14 protein-coding genes are annotated in these 16,410 nt (G+C 44.5%); 3 read left to right on the forward strand and 11 right to left on the reverse strand.

Features of this window, described 5'->3' with window-relative positions; translation table 11 throughout:
* From msrA to mtnK, 9 genes are all read right to left on the reverse strand, one after another.
* The gene (gene msrA / locus E0Z06_RS00420; RefSeq protein WP_207903112.1) at positions 1-1,272 is read right to left on the reverse strand and encodes a peptide-methionine (S)-S-oxide reductase MsrA; all 1,272 of its coding nucleotides are present in this window, start codon (positions 1,270-1,272) and stop codon (positions 1-3) included.
* A 106-nt stretch (positions 1,273-1,378) separates the two neighbouring features.
* Positions 1,379-2,473: an acyltransferase family protein gene (locus E0Z06_RS00425; protein WP_132580865.1), complete on the reverse strand. Its 1,095-nt coding sequence runs from the start codon at positions 2,471-2,473 to the stop codon at positions 1,379-1,381.
* Positions 2,474-2,661: 188 nt separating this feature from the next.
* Positions 2,662-3,570: a sialidase family protein gene (locus tag E0Z06_RS00430; RefSeq protein ID WP_132580867.1), complete on the reverse strand. Its 909-nt coding sequence runs from the start codon at positions 3,568-3,570 to the stop codon at positions 2,662-2,664.
* Positions 3,571-3,596: 26 nt separating this feature from the next.
* The gene (locus E0Z06_RS00435; RefSeq protein WP_132580869.1) at positions 3,597-4,832 is read right to left on the reverse strand and encodes an ABC transporter permease; all 1,236 of its coding nucleotides are present in this window, start codon (positions 4,830-4,832) and stop codon (positions 3,597-3,599) included.
* 4 nt (positions 4,833-4,836) lie between these two features.
* Positions 4,837-6,024: an efflux RND transporter periplasmic adaptor subunit gene (locus E0Z06_RS00440; RefSeq protein WP_132580871.1), complete on the reverse strand. Its 1,188-nt coding sequence runs from the start codon at positions 6,022-6,024 to the stop codon at positions 4,837-4,839.
* The gene (locus tag E0Z06_RS00445) at positions 6,014-7,030 is read right to left on the reverse strand and encodes an efflux RND transporter periplasmic adaptor subunit (protein WP_132580873.1); all 1,017 of its coding nucleotides are present in this window, start codon (positions 7,028-7,030) and stop codon (positions 6,014-6,016) included. The genes E0Z06_RS00440 and E0Z06_RS00445 overlap by 11 nt, the downstream gene beginning before the upstream one ends.
* A complete protein-coding gene (locus E0Z06_RS00450; RefSeq protein WP_132580875.1) occupies positions 7,030-7,974 on the reverse strand; it encodes an HlyD family efflux transporter periplasmic adaptor subunit in 945 nt (314 codons plus the stop codon). The genes E0Z06_RS00445 and E0Z06_RS00450 overlap by 1 nt, the downstream gene beginning before the upstream one ends.
* Positions 7,968-8,642 carry an ABC transporter ATP-binding protein gene (locus E0Z06_RS00455; protein WP_132580877.1) on the reverse strand — a complete coding sequence of 225 codons (675 nt, stop codon included), beginning with the start codon at positions 8,640-8,642 and terminating at the stop codon, positions 7,968-7,970. The genes E0Z06_RS00450 and E0Z06_RS00455 overlap by 7 nt, the downstream gene beginning before the upstream one ends.
* Positions 8,643-8,762: 120 nt before the next feature.
* Positions 8,763-9,968, reverse strand: coding sequence for an S-methyl-5-thioribose kinase (mtnK, locus tag E0Z06_RS00460; protein ID WP_132580879.1), 1,206 nt, complete (start codon positions 9,966-9,968; stop codon positions 8,763-8,765).
* Positions 9,969-10,158: 190 nt separating this feature from the next.
* Between mtnK and E0Z06_RS00465 the strand changes: the two genes are divergently transcribed.
* Entirely contained in the window at positions 10,159-12,582 is a 2,424-nt protein-coding gene (locus E0Z06_RS00465) for a prolyl oligopeptidase family serine peptidase (RefSeq protein ID WP_132580881.1), read from the forward strand.
* Between the two features lie 75 nt (positions 12,583-12,657).
* On the opposite strand, the gene E0Z06_RS00470 is transcribed toward E0Z06_RS00465, so the two are convergent.
* Positions 12,658-13,152 carry a M48 family metallopeptidase gene (locus E0Z06_RS00470; RefSeq protein WP_132580883.1) on the reverse strand — a complete coding sequence of 165 codons (495 nt, stop codon included), beginning with the start codon at positions 13,150-13,152 and terminating at the stop codon, positions 12,658-12,660.
* A gap of 160 nt (positions 13,153-13,312) precedes the next feature.
* Between E0Z06_RS00470 and E0Z06_RS00475 the strand changes: the two genes are divergently transcribed.
* Both E0Z06_RS00475 and deoA read left to right on the forward strand, forming a co-directional pair.
* Positions 13,313-13,744, forward strand: a complete 432-nt coding sequence (locus E0Z06_RS00475) for a cytidine deaminase (protein ID WP_132580885.1) — start codon at positions 13,313-13,315, stop codon at positions 13,742-13,744.
* The gene (gene deoA / locus E0Z06_RS00480) at positions 13,741-15,051 is read left to right on the forward strand and encodes a thymidine phosphorylase (RefSeq protein WP_132580887.1); all 1,311 of its coding nucleotides are present in this window, start codon (positions 13,741-13,743) and stop codon (positions 15,049-15,051) included. Before E0Z06_RS00475 ends, deoA begins: the two co-directional genes overlap by 4 nt.
* A gap of 40 nt (positions 15,052-15,091) precedes the next feature.
* On the opposite strand, the gene E0Z06_RS00485 is transcribed toward deoA, so the two are convergent.
* On the reverse strand, positions 15,092-16,387 hold the full coding sequence (locus tag E0Z06_RS00485) for an NAD(P)/FAD-dependent oxidoreductase (protein WP_132580889.1): 1,296 nt from the start codon (positions 16,385-16,387) through the stop codon (positions 15,092-15,094).
* Positions 16,388-16,410 lie beyond the last annotated feature (23 nt).

Genomic DNA, 16,410 nt, shown 5'->3' on the forward strand with positions numbered 1-16,410 from the left:
CTAACGTGGCACAAAATCTAGTACCGTGGCGTTAATGCAATAGCGTGGCTGGCCATTGGGGCCATCATTAAATACGTGTCCTAAATGGATACCCGATACCGCTGCGCGAATTTCGGTGCGGCGCATACCATAACGGTTATCCGGCTTTTCTATAACCGCATCTGTAACCGGTTTAGTAAAAGACAACCAGCCAGTGCCTGAATCAAAGCGGTCGCGGGTATCAAATAAAGCTGCGCCGCTTAACTTATCAATAAATACACCGTCGGGAGTATTTTTGAAAATTTCATATTGCTGACAAAATTGGCCGTCAGTGCCTTCGTCAAAGGCAATGTTAAACGCTTCACTATCGCCCAATTTAAACTTGCCTAGCAGTAAATAAAAATCGCTGGGGCTTAAATAGCCTTGGCGGTCATATACCTCTTTACCATTTTGCAGCAAAATAATGGTCGGTGTAGCCCAAGTTGGCGAAGTAATATTTAAGCCTGTAAGCTGAGTAGCAAAGCGAAAACTAAGCGGAATGTCGCCACTGTATTTGCTGGCAACATCGGCCTTAAACTTTTCGCAGTATGGGCAATAATTTTCAGAATCTATAACTAAAATATGTTTGCCAATAAGCAAGCTGCTGTTGTCTGTGGGTGCGGCTTTTTCAGTTGTAGCACTAGCAAAACGTACGCCAGTGGCATGGTCTGGGCAATAGCCATTAGGGTTATTTGCCAGATAATTCTGATGATACGCCTCTGCCGGAAAAAACTGCTTTAGCGGCTTAATTTGCGTGGTAATTTTACCAAACTTAGCTTGGTTCAATAATTGCTGATACGCCAACATTACCTGCTGCGCGGTATCAAACTGGGCACTGCTATTGGTTAAGATAGTAGAGCGATACTGTGTACCAATATCGTTACCTTGCCGGTTTAACTGCGTTGGGTCATGCATTTCAAAGTAGTGCTGTAGCAGCCGCTCTAGGCTAATTTCAGCTGGGTTAAAGCTTATTTGTATTACTTCGGCATGATTCTTCGGGTTATTTTTATTACGTTGCTCAGTAATGGCTTTATAGGTTGGCTTTACACCGTCGCCATCAGCATAGCCCGCAATAGCATCAATTACGCCGGGAATGGCCTCAAAGCGCTTTTCTACGCCCCAAAAACAACCGGCACCTACAACTATGGTTTCTAGGTGATTGGTTGCCGGCATGGGTTCTGGGTTGGCTTGTGCGGCGGTATTTAGCATTAACGCACTGCAACAGAGTGTTTTAAGTAGTCTCGATATTGTCATATCCGCGTTACCCATCTACTTGATTATTAATGTAGCTAGTAGACAGGTAAAACACGGTTTAGCTTTCAATATCGCTCAAAAATAAGCAATCAGCCGTAAAGCATAGTTATTTACCGTTAAACAATAGGTGTAATAACCTATTTGGTGCGATTAAATATTTATGTATAGCGACCGTCAGCAGTAATGTTGTTATGACGATCAGGCTAAAGCCGACAACGGGGCTGAGGTTATAATTAATTAGCCATAAGCCAAGCGCGACAACAATGAGATGATGGAATAAATAGACGCTGTACGATGCCTCTGATAAAAACCGCCAGTACGGATTACCGCGAGTAACTAAATAATTAAACACACTAAAGCACAAGGCGACACTTAACCAACGGATCAGTGAACTACAGTACATGGTTGCAGCTTGCCATGCTCCGCCAGCACCTTGATTCAGTAAATAATGCAGCGCCACCAACAATGCCATAGCCGCAATGCCATAAACCAGTTTTATCGTGCTAAATTGCGCTAACCATTTTGGGCTCGAGTACAGGGTTAAACCAAATAGAAAGAAGGGTAAGTAAGACAGTAACTCGTACAAGTCGGTCATACCGTACCAGCTGTCGTACATAGGTATACCAAGAATTTTAAGCAACACCAAACCACCAGAATATAATGAAATGATGGCAATAAATATTGGTAAGGGTAGTGTATTTACCACCAAGCTATTTAACCGCTGACATAATTTACGCACTAAAGGCAGGCTGTAACCAACGCAAAGCAGTATGATAAACAGAAATAGATCAATTAAAAACCAAAGGTGTTGCACCCAGCCGCCCTGTAATAAATAACGTGGTACGCTTGTTGATATCCAACCAAAATATTGCAGTAAATAAGCCTGAAACACATTTAGGCTTATTGCGCTAACAAAAAGCGGTAATAAAATACGTTTAGTGCGAGAGCTGAGAAATACGGCATTACCGTAGCGGAGAATAAACATCGCGCAAAAAAAACCAGATACGACCAAGAATGCGGGCATGCGAAAGGTCGATATGATGATAATCATGTAGGTGAATAGTGACGAGCTTTCTGGTGCATGTAGCAACCAAGATTGTTGCGGGTTGTACAGTTGGCCAGCATGTAACACTATACCTAGCATCATTAATACTGCGCGCATAACATCCAGGTAATCGATCCGACCGGTATTTTGTTGCATGGTATTGTTACTCCCTGTAACAATCTGCAATGACTAACAGTAATTAAGCCACAAGCAAATAATAATAGTAAAAAACAGCGGCAGTATAAACGCTCTGCTGGCTTAAGTGAACTTAGCGTTAGAAAATAGCCAGAACTGTAACTTCAGTTAACAATTTGTGGCAAGTAATTTTAACGCTATATTGCCGTTTATGCCGAGTTAGTTTTAACGATGGCAAAATAAATTGCTGTTTGGTCTTCATGCGATGAGTAATAACTAACGTAAAGCGTATCACCTTGCAGCACCATGCCGGCGTAGCTGCAATCGCCACTAGAGGGCAGCGTAAGGGCTTCAGTTAGGCTACCATTTACGGCATCAAGCCAACATAAGCTAGTACGCACTTGTTCATCATATAAGCGCACACAGGCCAGCAACTTACCATTAGGTAACTGCAACCATTGCGGCCCACCAATACGACAGCCAATATCCTGCCATTGCCATTGTGTATATGGCGGTACGCTTTTACCAAATAAACCATTGTCTGGGTCGCGTCTAAGCAAGCAAAGTGCTGTGCCATCGTGCGCAAATAATAAGCCGCTTTCGTTAGCGTAACTGCCTTGATAAACATCCGTTATCGGTTGAAATTGTTTAGCGTCGTCGCTTTGGTATAAGCGAACAAAACGCGGCTGGCCAATACCGTAACCCAAGGCATATAGCTTTTGCTGTTGCCATGTCATGCGCCACAGCCAGACGTTTTTTTCACCAACTGGCTCAGGTGCCGACCAATGAATACCGTCGTTTGACCGCCAAATGTAAGACTGATGGCTATAACTGCTGCGATCGTGCAACGCCCCAGCGCCAAGCAGTAACAATGCGCCATTAGGGGCAATACTAAACTTTGCGTCTCGTAAATCGGCATCAGTGGCGGTTATTAGCGCTTGGCTATGCCAAGTAATGCCGCTGTCAGCTGAGCGTAAAATACGAAAAGCGCCGTCGGCAGACACATGGTGGCTACCTTCACGAAATACACACCATAATGCGTTATTAAAATAAACGAGATCGGTAAACGCATTATGCGGCGCTTGTTGCCAAATACGACGAGCTGCAATGAGTTGCATTATAATGTGCTCCTTTCTCGGTTAAGTTACTCGCTTTGCAAGGCGGTAATCGGGTCGAGCTGCGACGCTTTAATGGCCGGATAAACACCAAAAGCAATGCCTATAAGAGCGCAGATACTAAAAGACAAGCCTATTGCCAGTAACGACCAGCTTACTGCCCAATCGGAATAAAAAGCGATAAGCTCAGATAATAAAATACCAAATACAATACCGAGTAAACCACCAAGAATAGCAATAGCAAAGCTTTCGGCAACAAATTGCAGTTTAATATCGCGTTGTGTTGCGCCAATAGCACGTAATAAACCGATTTCTTTAGTGCGCTCTAACACGGTAGCTAACATGATATTCATAATGCCTATGCCACCCACGAGCAAGGAAATGCCCGCGACACAAGACATAACAATATTGAAAATTTGTTGAGTTTGTTTTTGCTGAGCCAACAGTGCTGCCGGCACTATAATAGTGTAGTCATCAATATCGTTGTGTCGTTGTTTTAGCAGTGCATCTAACGCCTTAGCCGTAAGCGCATTATTGGCTTGCTCGGCCAGTTGCAAACGAAATGAGGTTAGCTCGGCACTCATAGGTAGCTGTTTAAAGCGCGTTTGTGCACTAAGTAGGGGCATAAATAATTGGTTTTGCTCTCCACCTAATTTAATACCCTGAAAATCATCGCTACCGGCATAAGGCTCGGCTAATACGCCTACCACTTGCAGCCAAACATGGTTTACTTTCACGGTTTTACCAAGTGCATCGCCATTGGGAAATAAACTTTTTGCTACTCTAGCACCTAGAATGGCTACTTGAGCTGCATAGCGATTTTCTTGTTCAGTAAAATTACGCCCAGCAACAAAGTTTAACTTACTTAACTGCATATAACTGGGTGAAACGCCTATAGCAACACCATCACTTTTGCCTTGATGGCTATAAATGCTGTGGGTATCGAGTTTTAGCTCAGCACTATAAGCGGTGACATCGCGCAGTGTAGCCACCGCAATATCAATATCGCTTTGGTTAAGCCCTAGTGAATGTTTACGTTGCTCTTGTAAGGCTTTTTCATCAAAAAGTCGGCCTTCAACAATAAGATTGCGCAAGCCCATCGTTTCAATGGTTTTTAAAGCCTCACGCTCTGCACCTTCGCCAATATTTAGCATCGCAATAACGGCACCCACGCCAAATATCATTCCTAACAGAGTAAGAAAGGTGCGCAGTTTATGTTGCGCCAGCTCGGCAAGAGTGTCGGTTATTAAGGGGTTTAATTTCATTCTGTTATTGTTCCGGATTAATCAGAGCGATACGATCACCAGCTTTTAAACCTTCACTAATTTGTGCGTGGCTTAGGCTTTTTTTACCAATGGTAATGGGCTGCTTAACAAAAGAGGTGCCGTTTAGTTTATAAGCATAAAGTTGCTTTTGTTCACTGAAAATGGCTTGTAGCGGGATCATAAATATATCGTCGATTTTATCGACTAAAATATGAGCCCGTATTTTGTTGCCAGGCATAAAACGCCGGTCTTGTTGTGTTGGCGCTACTATCACTTCAATATATTTTCGCGGGTCGCGTCGATCACGTGATTGAGCTACGGCAGCTACCGAAACAATCTCGCCGGTTAACATGTCGTCAGGCCAAGCCGTTAAAGCAAAGTTAACCTGTTGCCCTGCAGCAAAACCTATAGCTTCTTGTTCGATAACCTGCAATTTAACGTGTTGTAAGCTTAAGTCAGGGATGCTACCAATACGTGAACCCGGAAATACCATGCCGCCTACCTCTGGTTTTTCACCGCGCCAATTAGTTTCGAATAATAAAATGCCTTTGTGCGGCGAGCGAATTTCGAGTTCAGCCAAACCGGTTTCTGCTTGTTGTAGTAAACTTTGCTGTTGGCCAAGTTGTAATTGCAATAGCTCTAACTCGCCGCTGCTACGCTGAGTAAAGCTTTGCTCTTGCCAACCTAAATAGTCGCGCTTGTCGCCAAGATATTCTTTGTTTTGCATTGAATCGAGAATTTCTAACTTAGAGCGGATCTGTACATCATCAACACTAAAGCGATCAGCAAAAGAAAACTCGTATCCAATCAAGGTTTGGTCTAAACCTATCGCTTTTTGCTCATTTTGTTGTTCGGCGCGCTTCTGTTGTTCGTCAGCAACTACAGTACCTAAGCCGGTATTAGCTTTAATTTTTGCTTTAAGTAACTGCGATGAATCAAAAGTAACCACCACATCACCTGCCTGTACTTCAGCATACTCTTTTGCTAAAGCCGCAATAAAGCGTGGCCCTTGTACCGATTTAGGTGCGCTAATACTTACCGAATTAACCGCAAATAATTCACCTTCGGCATTGACTGAGTGAACTAAGGTTTCTTTTTCGACAGCATATACGGGCACCTGTAGTGTAACCTCGCTGCAACCAGTAATTAAAGTTAGCAATAGCGCGCCGTATCCATAATATTTATAGCGCATGTACGCCTCCTACGCTGCTCGTTAGGCTAATGTTTAACCTAGCCGTCATGCCGGGCCGCATAATTTCGGTATCTAGTGCATCTAGTTTTACCGTGGCATCTACCACTCGGCGCAGGTTATCGCGCGATTTATCCCGCACCGCACTACCTAAGCTTTGTAATATTCCGCTAAAGCGTCGTTCAGGGTATGCATCTAAAGTAATTTCTACCGCTAACCCGGTAACTAACTGTTTTAGGTCTATTTCATCTATTTCGGCTTTAATATATAAACTGTCAAGTTGGCTGATTTCAGCAACCGGTTGGCCAAACTGCACCATATCGCCACTAGAAAACTTTTCGCCTTCAAAGTTTTGGCTATATACCATTACGCCAGAGAAGGGCGTTTTTACCTGCATTTGGCTAATGCTGCGTTTTAAGTCGCTTACCTCGGCTTGTAAGCGAGTAACTTTTGCTAGTAGCATTTGCTTTTCGGCTTGGCGCTGTTGTTGGTGGCTAGCCAAACGAGCTTCGGCTAATTGCTTTTGATTGTCTGCAATAGTGAAATCAATTTGTGCTTTACGGCGATCATTTGCTGAACGAGACTGATCGACAATTTGGGCTTTGCGCTGGTCTCGGTCGTATTCCATTTTACGTTCGGCCAAGCTTAGTTTTAACTCTTCATAGCGTTGCTCGTCACTGCGCAAGCGGTTAGCTAATTCTTGCTCAGCACTTTTTAACTCAATGCTTTTGTTTTTTAAGTCATCTACCAAGCGTTGGGCATCAAACGCCACCACAACATCTTGCTCTTGTAATAAGCTGCTTTCTGGGGCAAGTTGCTTAATATTGTATTGCCATAAGCTTTTTACGCTAGGTGGCGAGGCCTTAAACGAATTAGCCGCAGTAAGCTCGCCTGTGGCCTTAACAAAAACCGCAGTTGGCGTAATTTTATCCGCTATATCGTCTGGCTGGCAGGCAGTAATACTTAGTAAAGTAAGGCTAACCAAGATACGAAATACATAATTAGGCATTATGGTAAACTAACCTCAATAAGTAAGCCCATGCCCAATATTGGTTCGGCAATGGGCAAGTTATCTGATGTAAAAACGGCTTTGTAATAAAGGGCAGTGCCCCAACTTTGGCGCTTTTCGCCTTGGCGAGCAACCGAGCTAAGCTTTAGTGGAAAAGCCAGTTGTGGCGCAATATCAAAATAGGCGGTTAAAGCTTTATGTTGCTGCAGCCTAGGCATGTCGGTTTCATGCACCCACGCTTCAATATACAAAGAGTTAGTGCGATTAAGTTCCGCAATTGCCCATCCGGGTTGTGCGGTAATACCGGCATAAATTTTGGTGCCATACCACGGGTGCGTGCCATAACTAATAGTGCCATTTTGAGTAGCAATAACGCTCATTTGGCCTAATTGCGTTTCAGCATCTAAGAGCTCAGCGTTTGATTGCTCTAACTGTAACTGCTGTTTAGTTAAAGCCGCACTAGCAGCAATGCGTGCTACGGCTAGTTGTTCGGCAGCTTTATTGGCTTCAGTGCGGCTACGCTTTAATTCTAATTGATATTTTTCATAGTCGTAAGCGCTTAAGTTTGCTAAGGGAACATTAGCGTCTATACCGGCTTTTTCTAACAGTAATTGCCGTCGCTCAAGTTCGTATTCCGCTTCCATGACCTTTTGTTTATGTTCACTTTTTAGCTGGTTTAGCCGCTCGTCGTGATTAATTATGCTGCTTTTTAACTGCTCAATTTGTGCTTTAATATTACCGGCATCAAATACGGCAATTAAATCACCCTGTTTCACTGGTTGGTCTTCTGGTTGCAACCATTGTACTTGCACGCGCCAGCTATCACTCATAGGTGAGACGACAGTTTGTTTATCCGCAGATTGTAAGGTACCAGTTAAGAGTAACGGAATGGGCTGCTCGGCAGCATTGCTTAGCAGCAATAAGGTGTAAAGTGTGGCTAACATCCGTTGTCCTCTATTATTTGCCCATCGCGCATGCGTATTACGCGGTGCGCGTAAGCCGCTATTTCATCTTCATGCGTTACCATCACAATGGTGTTACCTTGGCTGTGCAGCTCACCTAATAACAGCATTATTTCTTTTGATGTTTTGCTATCTAGGTTGCCCGTAGGTTCATCTGCGAAAATAACTTTAGGCTTATTTATTAAAGCACGAGCTATAGCAACGCGCTGGCGCTGGCCCCCTGACATTTCGTGCGGTTTATGTCCAGCGCGGTGTGCCAGACCAACTTGCTCTAACAATAGATTTGCCCGAGCTAAAGCCTCTAACGGCTCGGTATCAGTATACCTAAGCGGTAAAGCCACGTTTTGCGCTGCGGTTAATCGTGGTAATAAGTGAAATGATTGAAAAATAAAACCGATATGGCGGTTGCGCATGGCAGATAACTTAATATCATCAAGCTGGCCAATAACTTGGTTATCAAGCTGATAACTGCCACTGCTAGGGGTGTCTAAACAGCCAAGAATATTCATTAATGTAGACTTGCCAGAACCAGAACTACCCATAATGGCAACAAATTCATTTTCAGCAATACGCAAACTAACGTCGCGTAGCGCGTGCACGGCATTTTCGCCTTGGCCAAAAACACGACTAAGCTGTTGTGCAAATATCATTAATACACCCTATTGTTTTTAGCAGCGCAGAATGCCACACGGCTTAGCTAACTGAAACACATCAGTGCTATAAGGCGGGTGTTAAATTGTAACAACCTGTGGCAGCCTAGGTTTTTAGCATTATGATATTTCTAGGTAATTTACTAAGGTAATAACTTGGTCAATATTGGCTAAATTATAGCGCTGTAAAATAAGTTCGCGGCCTAAGGTTATTGCTGCGCGTTCGGTTTTTGCGCGTAGGTTTTCGTCACCAATATGCTCTATATCAACAGCGTGTACCAAGCCAACAACGCGACGGATCAGTTCGCAGCCGGCATAGCCTAAGGTATCGGCAAACACGTTTTGTAAGAAATAGTGCTGGTAATGGCCATTTTGTAAGCTTGGCTCGCGACAGTCTGTGTCGAGTAATTGTTTAAATTGAGTAACAAGCTGCTGCCAAAGTATTTCTACTTGGCCAAGTAAGTACTCTTGATATGCAAGGCGCGCGGTTTCGTTGGTGGTTAAACCAAAGTGGGCCAGATAATTCAGCAGTAAACTGGCCACTAAGTTACCAAGATCGAAACCCATCGGGCCACAAAAGCCAAACTCAGCATTAATAAGTTTGCAGTTGTCATCGTTAATTAGGATATTGCTAGTATTTAGGTTGCCATGCAGCACGGCTTGCGGTTTAGATAAAAAGTCAGCTTTTAACTTGGCAACTTCAGCCTGTAATATGTCGTCGTGCCATAGCTGTTGTGCGTCAGCACTAATTTCAGCATGTACGTTGTTGCGCTCATGATTGCAGTAAGGGTCGGTAAAGTTCAAATCTTCGGTTACTAGGCATAACTCAGGGTTTAAGAAGTGACCAACCTGTTGTTTCTTATTGGGCCCAGTTAAAGCGAAATCGCTAGTGAAATACAGTGTGCGCGCTAAATAAGTGGCTAGCTGGGGCGCTAAATGGGTAAATTGTTTAGTCGAAATTAGCTCGGTAGTTAAATTACGATAGTCTTTTAAATCTTCCAGCAAAATTGCTGCCAGTTCAGAGTCACAGTGCAGCACTTCTATCGTGTGTTCTGGACAAAGTTTACGGTGTTTAATTAATACTTCGGCTTCAATACGCGCCCGATCGGGGGTGAGTTGCCAGTTTTCGCTAGCAATATGAACATGCCCCATAGCTTGTTTTACGATGAGGCTGCGGCCTTTGTCGTTACTAACACGAAACAGTAAACTCAAATTGTTATCGCCAAGCTCGTCGCAGCTCAATTTGCTATGCTCACCAAATAAGCCGCTGTGCTCATCAGCAAAGCGAATGGCATCGTCTTTCGTAAAACTGTGGCATTCAGTCATAGGGTGTCCTATACCGATATTGAAAATAGCAGAATGGTATAATCGCAAAGCTAGCCGCAGCCTGCAACGCTAAACAACATAAAGCTTTTTGATCTTAACCTCATGTTTAGGTGCGCTAGTCGCTTAGACAGGTTACAGTTAAGGGCTAACTGTGATAAATAAACATGATATTTAACAGGGGATTAGAAAAATGAAAAAGTTTGTCAGCGTGGTACTACTAGGTGCGGCATTATGCCTATCTGGTTATGCGCACAGTACGTCAGTAGATATAGGCTATCAGCAACCGGTAAAAGAGATTGTTGACATAGTAGATGCGGCACCAACACCGAGCGCGAGTTTAAGCCCTAATGGCCAGACCATGCTGAGTTTAACTTATCCAGCGTTGCCGGTATTAGCCGACTTAGCCGCACCAGAATACCGATTAGCGGGTGTAAGGTTTAACCCAGCCAATAGTAGCCCAGCTATGCCACGCTATATTTCGGCGTTACAGTTAATTGATTTAGCCTCAACTAACAGTAAAACTATTTCTGGTTTACCAGCCGACCTTAAAGCGACCAATTTAACGTGGTCGCCTGACAGTCGTTATTTGGCCTTTATTCAATTAGATGCTAACCAAGCTACGTTATGGCGTATTGATATTGCAAAAGCTAAAGCTAGCCAATGGTCAAAAAGCCGTTTAAATGCGATTTGGGGCGCAGGCTTACAGTGGTCTGCTGACAGCCAAGCTATTTACGCATTAACAGTGCCAGCAAAACGCGGCGCTGAGCCAGTGGCGTCTAAAATACCTACGGGACCAATTATTACCGAAGCGCGTGGCCGTACTGCGCCGGCGCGTACTTATCAAGATTTATTAAAAGATAAACACGACGAAATTTTATTTAGTTATTACTTTACTAGCCAGCTAGTAAAAATTAGCTTAAAAAACAAACTGACAACTATAGGCAAGCCAACACTGTTTAGAAGTGTAGAAGTGTCGCCAGATAACCAGTTAGTGTTAGTCAGCCGTATAGAACAGCCGTTTTCTTATGCGGTGCCGGTGTCTCGTTTTGCCTATACTAGCGAAGTATGGAATAGCAGCGGTAAGCTAGTGTACACCGTGGCGCAAAACCCAGTAGCCGATAACATGCCTATTGCCTTTGATGCGGTGCCTACCGGCCGCCGTTACGCTAGTTGGCGCTCAGATTTGCCAGCAACCCTATACTGGGCTGAAGCGGCCGATGGTGGTGATCCGGCACAACAAGCCACAGTACGTGATCAGTTGTTTCAATTAGCGGCACCTTTTACTGCTGAACCGCAAAAATTACTTGATTTAAGCTTTCGCTTTTCAGGTTTAATGACCGCGGCCAATGGCACTATGTTGGTATGGGAAAATTGGTGGCAAGACCGTCTAGAAAAAGTATGGCAGCTAGCACCTGATCAAAGCGCCAGTTTATTGTGGGAGCGTTCATCAGAAGATCGCTACAATGCGCCCGGCTCACCGTTAACTACTGCCGCGGCAAATGGTCAGCGCTTACTAAGATTAGAACAAGGTCAAATATATTTAACTGGTGTAGGTGCATCGCCTGAAGGTAACCGTCCATTTATTGATAAAATGACTTTAGCTACGGGTAAAACCGAACGCTTATGGCGCTCTGAAGCACCATTTTATGAGTATGTTTATAGCTTACTGCCCAGCGGTAAACTATTAACGCAGCGCGAATCAACTGATGTACCACCTGACTTTTATTTACGTGATGTGCAATCAGGTGAGTTAACTGCACTAACGCAAACGCCACACCCTATGCCGCAAACTAAAGGTATAAGCCGCGAGCTAATTAACTATAAGCGTGCTGATGGCATTCCAATGTCGGCAACCTTATTGTTACCAGCAGGTTATCAGCCAGAGCGTGACGGCCGTTTGCCAACCATGATTTGGGCTTATCCGCGTGAATTTAGAAGTGCGGCTGCAGCGGGGCAAGTAAGTGATTCACCTTACCGTTTTAACCGTATTAGCTATTGGACACCGCAGTTTTTAGCCACTCAAGGCTATGCCGTATTAGATAACGCCACTATGCCAATAGTCGGTGAGGGCGATAAAGAGCCAAACGACAGCTTTATTCAGCAGTTAGTGATGAATGCTGAAGCAGCTATTGCCGCAGGTGTTAGCCGTAAAGTAACCGATCCGAATAGGGTTGCGGTGGGCGGCCACTCTTACGGTGCGTTTATGACTGCGCATTTGCTAGCGCAAACTAAGTTATTTAAAGCAGGCATTGCTAGAAGTGGCGCTTATAATCGCAGCTTAACACCGTTTGGTTTTCAAAGTGAGCAGCGCACCTTATGGGACGATACAAATTTATATACTCAGCTGTCACCATTTTTTCATGCGGATAAAATAAAAACACCTTTGCTATTAATCCATGGCACTGATGATAACAACGCCGGCACCTTTCCAATGCAAAGTGAGCGTTTATATCAAGCCGTTAAAGGCTTAGGCGGTACCACTCGATTAGTTATGTTACCGCTAGAGTCGCACGGTTATCGTGCACGCGAGTCGGTACTGCACATGTTGTGGGAAACAGTTAGCTGGTTAGACGAGTTTGTTAAAAACGCCGATACCACAATAAAAACTGAATAAATTAAACATAGTAAATGGATGTAGTGCTTTATGCTTAGCTGGGGCATAAAGCACCTTTTTAATATTACCAAAACGCTAACTTGGTTGATCTCGCCACAGCAGCCATAACCGCGTATCAAGCTCTAATTGATGGTAGGCGGGTTCCATATACTGGCAAAGTTGATAAAACGCTTTATTGTGTTCTTTCTCTTTAAAGTGGGCTAGTTCATGCACTACTATCATACGTAAAAACTCACTAGGCGCTTGTTTAAACAGCGCTGCAATGCGAATACTGTTATGCGCTTTTAGCTTATTACCGTGCACTCTAGACTGATAAGTGTGCATGCCTAGCGCTTGTTGCAACACATTTAGCTTGCTGTCGTAACATACTTGGCTTAGCTGCGTGCTATTACGCATATACTGATTCTTCAACTCGTTAGTGTAGCTGTAAAGTGCTTTATCACTTTGCACTTGATGTACTAGCGGATACTTTTGGTTTAAATAGCCTGCTAATTTGCCATTGAGCAACAGTTCCGTAGCTTGCTGTTGAATATGCGCTGAGTAGCCAGCCAGATAGTTAAGCGGTTTCACACGAGCTCTTTCCTTAAGAATACTGGCTATAGTATAAAGCGCATCTAAGCTAACGTCAGTAACTATGCTGGCGTTAAGTAATCCAACAAGCAGCGGAAGGCTTGACCGCAGGCTAATTCACAGTAACACTGTATGCCCATAACTAACGAGAGTTTAGCCAGTGAGCAATATAAACTGGGCAGCCCTACAATTAGCGGCAAAACACGCCTCAGAACAAGCCTACGCACCTTATAGTAAATTCCCAGTCGGTGTAGCTGTGTTAGCACAAAGCGGGAAAATATATACCGGCTGTAACGTTGAAAATGCCTCTTACGGCGGCACCGTGTGCGCCGAGCGCAACGCAATAGGTGCAGCAATCGTCGCCGGTGAGCGCAAATTCGACGCTTTAATGGTGTATACGCCGCAAGCACAGTTAACACCACCTTGTGGTATTTGTCGGCAGGTTATTGCTGAGTTTTTTATGCCGGATGCGCCAGTAGCCAGCTGTAATCATCTGCAGCAACAACAAACTTGGTCTCTAGTTGAGCTGCTACCTGCAGCATTTACACCTACGTATTTGGCGAACAGCATAAAAGTGGATGGCAATACATGATCCCACAGGAAATCATTAAAACAAAACGTAACGGTAGTGCCTTGAGCACAGCTGAGATCCAGCAGTTTGTTCGTGGCTTAACCGACGATAGCTTTAGCGAAGGTCAGGTTGCCGCGCTGGCGATGTCTATTTACTTAAATGGTATGAACGTTGACGAGATAGTGGCCTTAACATTAGCCATGCGCGACAGCGGCACGGTTTTTAACTGGCAGGGTAAATTAAATGGACCAGTGGTTGATAAGCATAGTACTGGCGGTGTAGGCGACAAAGTTACTCTAATGCTCGCGCCAATGGTAGCCGCGTGCGGCGCTTTTATGCCTAGTATTGCCGGTCGTGGTTTAGGCCATACTGGCGGCACAGTTGATAAGCTAGAAGCCATACCCGGTTATAACTGCACGCAGTCACTGGATAAAATTCAGCAATTATTACCTAAGTTAGGCTGTGTTATTGTTGGTCAAAGTAGCCAGTTAGCGCCGGCTGACCGCCGGCTTTATGCAATACGTGATGTTACTGCCACTGTAGAGTCTATCCCGCTTATTACCGCTTCTATTTTATCGAAAAAATTATCAGAAGGCTTAGACGCGTTAGTAATGGACGTGAAAATTGGTAATGGCGCCATTATGCGTACTATTGATGATGCCTCGGCGTTAGCCACTAGCATAGTAAATGTGGCTAACGGCGCTAATGTACCAACGCGAGCATTACTAACTGATATGAACCAGATTTTAGGCTGCACCGCCGGTAATGCATTAGAAATAGTTGAAACATTAGACTACTTAACGGGTAAGTATCGTGAGCCGCGCTTGCATCAAATAACGCTAGAGCTTGGCGCAAATATGTTAATGCTCGGTGGCTTATTTAACGAGAAGTCAGCGGCAATAGCAGCGTTAGAGCAAAGTTTAAGTTCAGGCAAAGCTGCCGAAATATTTGCTAACATGGTGTCAGCCTTAGGTGGGCCAAGCGATTTACTGGAAAAGCCAGAGCAATACTTAGCTCGTGCCCCAGTAGTACAGGATGTTTTAGCCCCAGAAACCGGTTATGTAAACTATACCGATACGGTAGGCCTAGGTATGGCAGTAGTGCGCTTAGGCGGCGGCCGCTCGCACCCCAGCCAGAAAATTGACCCTGCCGTAGGTTTTAGCCATATTCAAGCTTGCGGTAGCAAAGTGCAACAAGGTGACGTAATTGCTAAAGTGCATGCTGCAACGTTTGAAGCCGCGACAGTTGCAACTAAAGAATATTTAGCAGCGCTAAATGTTGGTGTGCAGTTAACCGAGTTGCCTCTGGTACACCGCAGCATTGGTTAACTTGTTTCAGCGCCCGATATAGCAAAGCGCTTGAACGTGCTTAATGCAGCTTTAACCTGGGCCGAACAATCCGATTAATACGCGCTACTAAGCTAATTACCAACATTTTTATCCAGCCATGTAGCGCGACTTGATGCATACGATACAGCGAAATATAAGCCACTCGGGCAATACGGCCTTCTATCATCATAGTGCCGCCAACTAAGTTACCCATTAGATTACCAACAGCACCAAAGCGGCTGAGTGAAATCAGTGAGCCATGATCTTTATAATGGAAATCTCGAAGTGGCTTATTATTAAGCTCGGCGATGATGTTTTTAGCCACTACGCTGGCCATTTGGTGCGCTGACTGCGCTCGCGGTGGTACCCATTTATTATCAGGTAAAGCAAACCCAGCGCAGTCGCCAATAGCGTAAATTCTACTATCTAACGTGGTGTACAATTTGCTATTAACCAGTAATTGGTTTAGCCGATTATGCTCTAGACCGTCTAAATTAGCTAAAAAGTCTGGGGCTTTAATGCCTGCGGCCCAAACCATCAGTTCAGCCTCTAGATGTTCGTCACCTAATTGCAAGCCAGCATTATCGGCTGCCGTTACCTTAGTGCTAGTGCGTACATGTACACCAAGTTTTTGTAACTCTTTTAATGCCGCAGAGGCAATACGTTCGGGTAGCGCGGGCAAAATGCGCGGGCCTGCTTCTATAATACTGATATTAAGCCGGTCTTTTCTTAAATCGGCAAAACCATATAGGTTTAGCTCGGCGGCGGCATGATATAACTCAGCAGCAAGCTCTACGCCAGTGGCACCTGCACCAACAATAGCAATTTTCAGTTTATCTTTAGGGTGGGCTGGCGAGTTAAGCTTTAAATAAGCATCAAGTAAATGACGCTGAAAACGTTGTGCTTGCGCTGGGCTATCGAGAAAAATGCAGTGCTCTGCTACACCCGGCGTATTAAAGTGATTCGAGATACTGCCAATTGCCAGTACCAGATAGTCATAATTAAGCGTACGAGCAGAAAGTACTTCATTGCCGTCATCGTCCATGACCGCGGCTAGTGTAACTTGCTTATCGGCTCGATTTAGCGCACAAAAATTACCTAGCTGAAACTCAAAACCATGTGCTGCGGCATGAGCGCGATAGCTTAGTTGGTCAATTTCAACATCTAGTGTGCCGGTAGCGACTTCATGTAATAACGGTTTCCAGATATGGGTAGTACCGCGGTCAACTAACGTAATTTTGGCTTTACCTTTACGGCCCAGTTTATTACCTAAATAAGTAACTAGCTCTAAACCGCCAGCGCCACCGCCGATAACTACTATACGAGGGTTTTCCATTGTTACGTCCTTCTACTGAGAAA

Source organism: Rheinheimera sp. D18 (assembly GCF_004345025.1).
In the GTDB taxonomy this organism is placed as follows: Bacteria; Pseudomonadota; Gammaproteobacteria; order Enterobacterales; family Alteromonadaceae; genus Alishewanella; species Alishewanella metallidurans.

Excerpts from the sequence above, each read along its gene's own strand:
- E0Z06_RS00445 (WP_132580873.1), bottom strand. The coding sequence starts at position 7,030 with ATGCCTAATTATGTATTTCGTATCTTGGTTAGCCTTACTTTACTAAGT.
- E0Z06_RS00450 (WP_132580875.1), bottom strand. The coding sequence starts at position 7,974 with ATGTTAGCCACACTTTACACCTTATTGCTGCTAAGCAATGCTGCCGAG.
- E0Z06_RS00440 (WP_132580871.1), bottom strand. The coding sequence starts at position 6,024 with ATGCGCTATAAATATTATGGATACGGCGCGCTATTGCTAACTTTAATT.
- E0Z06_RS00435 (WP_132580869.1), bottom strand. The coding sequence starts at position 4,832 with ATGAAATTAAACCCCTTAATAACCGACACTCTTGCCGAGCTGGCGCAA.
- deoA (WP_132580887.1), top strand. The coding sequence starts at position 13,741 with ATGATCCCACAGGAAATCATTAAAACAAAACGTAACGGTAGTGCCTTG.
- E0Z06_RS00455 (WP_132580877.1), bottom strand. The coding sequence starts at position 8,642 with ATGATATTTGCACAACAGCTTAGTCGTGTTTTTGGCCAAGGCGAAAAT.
- E0Z06_RS00485 (WP_132580889.1), bottom strand. The coding sequence starts at position 16,387 with ATGGAAAACCCTCGTATAGTAGTTATCGGCGGTGGCGCTGGCGGTTTA.
- E0Z06_RS00465 (WP_132580881.1), top strand. The coding sequence starts at position 10,159 with ATGAAAAAGTTTGTCAGCGTGGTACTACTAGGTGCGGCATTATGCCTA.
- E0Z06_RS00430 (WP_132580867.1), bottom strand. The coding sequence starts at position 3,570 with ATGCAACTCATTGCAGCTCGTCGTATTTGGCAACAAGCGCCGCATAAT.
- mtnK (WP_132580879.1), bottom strand. The coding sequence starts at position 9,968 with ATGACTGAATGCCACAGTTTTACGAAAGACGATGCCATTCGCTTTGCT.
- msrA (WP_207903112.1), bottom strand. The coding sequence starts at position 1,272 with ATGACAATATCGAGACTACTTAAAACACTCTGTTGCAGTGCGTTAATG.
- E0Z06_RS00425 (WP_132580865.1), bottom strand. The coding sequence starts at position 2,473 with ATGCAACAAAATACCGGTCGGATCGATTACCTGGATGTTATGCGCGCA.